Here is a 3479-nt window from a genome sequence, read left to right as displayed (position 1 = left end):
CGGGGGCCGGGGGGCGGGCGCGGGGGGGGCGGGGCCCCGCGGCGGGCCTTTCCCCCCCCCCCCCCCCTGCCGAAACCGGCCCCCCGCCCGGCCCGTCCCCGGGGCCCCCCCCGATCCCCCTTGCGGGCCCCCCCCCCGGCCCCCGCGCCTCAACCGCGGGGGGGGTGGAAAATTCCCAGCCCCGCCGGCGGTTGAGGCGCAGGGGGGTGCCGGGGGCTACTTCTGGCGTTTGGGGCGGCGGGCGGCTGGGTTGCCTGTGCGGGTGCTGCGGCGGCGGGCGTGGTCGGCGAGGGCGCGTTCGTACTCGGTGCGGTGGAGCTTCTCGCCGGGGGCCTCGCTCAGCGTGCGCAGGAAGTACGCGATGAGGGAGCCGATGAAACCGATCGCCTTGAGGCCCTTGAGGGCGGCCTCGTCGCTGGACGGCGCCGGGCGGCGGCTGAAGGACTCCCAGGTCTTGATGAACGCGATGGCGCTGCACACGCCGAAGAGGACGACGACGGAGACGTTGAGAAGGGTGCCGACGTTGCCGATCTCCATGCCCTCGTAGGCGAAGCGCAGCAGGTAGGCGCCGGAGAAGGCGCCGAGGATCGAGCCGAGGGCCAGGCCGGCGCGGCGCAGGGCGTAACCGCCGTCGTGGTGGACCCAGGTGGTGCCGTAGAAACGGATGGGCTCGGGCTGCGGTCCGGTGGGGGCCTCGGACCGGGGGCCGGCGGGGGGCTGCTCTCGCTGCTCGTCGCTCACATCAGCGATTATCGCCCCCGGCTCCCGCCGGGAGGCGCCCCACCGCCGGGTGCGTCCGGGTCAGGCGCAGCCCGTGGCGACGTAGCCGTCGCTGCCGGTCTGGACGTAGGCGTCGGAGACGAACTGGCCGTTGCCGATGCAGTCCCAGATGTCGGTCGTGCCGTACGGGCCCGAGACCGTGGTCCCGTCGCACTGGCAGCGGATGGTCACGTAGGCCCCGTACGGCAGGGTCTTGATGACGGAGTAGTTGGTGCCGGGGCCGCTGCGCACGTTGACGCGGTAGCCGGGTGCGACCGGGAACGTCAGGTACCCGGAATCCGCGGTTCCGGCCGCCGTCAGCTCCTCGGCGGTCGCGTTCGACTCGTTCTCCACAGACATACGAAAATCTCCCCCCTGGGCGTTGCGCTCCGCAACTCGCGCAGGGTAGCAGGACCTTGGAGAATCGCCGGCCGGATCCACTAGGCTCCCGCGGGGGTGGTACGCGATGCGAGCGCAGCGCGCGGATTGCGCGGATTTCCCGGAGTACGCCGGGCAGTACCGGCTGGAATCCGTGCTCGGCTCCGGCGGCATGGGCGTCGTCCATCTGGCCACCTCCGGTTCGGGGCTGAAGCTCGCCGTCAAGATCGTGCACTCCGAGCACGCCGTGGACCCGGAGTTCCGGGCCCGCTTCCGGCAGGAGATCGCCGCCGCCCGGCTGGTCAGCGGGGCGTTCACCGCGCCCGTCGTGGACGCCGACGCGGATGCCGAACGGCCGTGGATGGCCACCCTGTTCATCGACGCGCCGACCCTCGCCCAGCGGGTACGGGAGCGGGTGCTGGACTCGGGCGAGCTGGGGCGGCTCGGCGCGGGGCTGGCCGAGGCGCTGCGGGACATCCACCGGGCGGGCGTGGTGCACCGCGACCTGAAGCCGAGCAACGTGCTGATGGCACCGGACGGGGTGCGGGTCATCGACTTCGGGATCTCGCGCCCGTACGACAGCGACCTGCGGACGGAGACCGGGAAGCTGATCGGCACGCCGCCGTTCATGGCGCCCGAGCAGTTCCAGCGGCCGCGTGAGGTGGGGCCGGCGGCGGACGTGTTCGCGCTGGGGGCCGTGCTGGTGCACGCGGCGACGGGGCGGGGGCCGTTCGACTCCGACAGCCCGTACCTGGTCGCGTACCAGGTGGTGCACCACGAGCCGGACCTGGCCGGGGTGCCGGCGGAGCTGGCGCCGATCGTGGCGCGGTGCCTGGCGAAGGAGCCGGAGGAGCGACCGACGGCCGACCAGCTGATCACGGCGATGCGGACGCTGGCGTATCCGGCGGCCGGGGAGGACACCCGGGCGTTCATACCGCAGCCGCGCCGGCCGGTGTCGGCGGTTGTGGGTGCGGTGGGGGCGGGGGCTGGGGCGGGGGCGGGGATTGGCCGGGCTGGGGCGGGGCAGGGCTTCGGGGGGTCGGCCCCGGCCGAGAAGCCTTGGTCCCGCCGAGGAACCGCAGCCCGGAAGCCCTGGTCCCGCCGGGTGCTCACTGCTTGCGCAGGGACCAGCCTCGGCCGCGCAGTTCCGCGGTGAGCACCGGGGCCGATCGGGGCTCGACCATCAGCTGGACGAGGCCCGCCTGCTGGCCCGTGGCATGCTCGATGCGGACGTCCTCGATGTTGACCCCGGCGTGGCCGGCGTCCGCGAAGATCCGGGCCAGCTCGCCCGGCTGGTCGCTGATGAAGACGGCGACCGTCTCGTACGAGGTCGGAGCGGCCCCGTGCTTGCCCGGCACCCGGTCCCGGCCGGCGTTGCCCCGGCGCAGGACGTCCTCGATGCCCTTGGTGCCGCGGCGCCGCTCGGCCTCGTCGCCGGACTGCAGGCCGCGCAGCGCCTGCACCGTCTCTTCCAGGTCGGCGGCGATGCCGGACAGCACGTCGGCGACCGGGCCGGGGTTCGCGGAGAGGATCTCGACCCACATCCGGGGATCGGAGGCGGCGATCCGGGTGACGTCCCGGATGCCCTGCCCGCACAGCCGTACGGCCGACTCCTCGGCCTCCTCCAGTCGGGCCGCGACCATGCTGGAGACGAGCTGCGGGGTGTGCGAGACCAGTGCGACCGCCCGGTCGTGGGCGTCGGCGTCCATGACCACGGGAACCGCGCGGCACAGCGCGACCAGCTCCAGCGCCAGGTTGAGTACCTCGTGGTCGGTCTCACGGGTCGGGCTCAGGACCCAGGGCCGGCCCTCGAAGAGGTCGGCGGTCGCGGCGAGGGGCCCGGAGCTCTCCTTGCCCGCCATCGGGTGCGTCCCGATGTACGCGCCGACGTCCACGCCTAGGGCCTCCAGCTCACGCCGCGGTCCGCCCTTGACGCTGGCCACGTCGACGTAGGCGCGGGCCAGGCCCCGGCCGATCGCGTCGGCCAGCGCGGCGGCCACGTGGGCCGGCGGCACGGCGATGATCGCGAGGTCCACCTGGCCCTCGGGGGCCTCGTACGTGCCGGCGCCGAGCGATGCGGCGGTACGGGCCGCGGCGGGGTCGTTGTCGTGCAGGTGCACGGTGACCCCGCGGCCGGCCAGCGCGAGCGCCGCGGACGTACCGATCAGGCCGGTTCCGATGACTACGGCGGTTCTCACTGGGGGGTCCTCGGGGATGCGGGGAGGGGGAGGGGGGGGGGGTGGGTCGTTTACGAATCTCCGGACACAAGAGACAGAGGGGGGTCTCGTACGTAGTCTTTTGCTTGGAATAAATACAACACAGCATCACAAAGTAGCTGTAAG

3 protein-coding genes and 1 pseudogene are annotated in these 3479 nt (G+C 73.6%); 1 reads left to right on the top strand and 3 read right to left on the bottom strand.

Going from position 1 to position 3479, the window contains the following annotated elements:
- Positions 1-216: 216 nt before the first annotated feature.
- Positions 217-741 carry a hypothetical protein gene (locus tag GPJ59_RS34685; protein ID WP_308120660.1) on the bottom strand — a complete coding sequence of 175 codons (525 nt, stop codon included), beginning with the start codon at positions 739-741 and terminating at the stop codon, positions 217-219.
- Positions 742-801: 60 nt separating this feature from the next.
- A complete protein-coding gene (locus tag GPJ59_RS34680) occupies positions 802-1119 on the bottom strand; it encodes an SH3 domain-containing protein (protein WP_219672009.1) in 318 nt (105 codons plus the stop codon).
- 106 nt (positions 1120-1225) lie between these two features.
- On the opposite strand from GPJ59_RS34680, the pseudogene GPJ59_RS34675 reads away from it, so the two are divergent.
- A pseudogene (locus GPJ59_RS34675) lies at positions 1226-2260 on the top strand (serine/threonine-protein kinase); the annotation flags it as partial.
- Here the strand turns inward: GPJ59_RS34675 and GPJ59_RS34670 are convergent.
- Positions 2247-3335 (bottom strand): prephenate dehydrogenase, encoded by a 1089-nt coding sequence (locus tag GPJ59_RS34670; RefSeq protein ID WP_219672006.1) that lies wholly within the window; start codon positions 3333-3335, stop codon positions 2247-2249. The pseudogene GPJ59_RS34675 and the gene GPJ59_RS34670 overlap by 14 nt on opposite strands.
- Positions 3336-3479: the final 144 nt, after the last annotated feature.

This window comes from Streptomyces bambusae, from assembly GCF_019400985.1.
In the GTDB taxonomy this organism is placed as follows: Bacteria; Actinomycetota; Actinomycetes; order Streptomycetales; family Streptomycetaceae; genus Streptomyces; species Streptomyces bambusae_A.
Note: the sequence above shows the minus strand (reverse complement) of the source record. Positions and strands in the feature narration are given on the sequence as shown.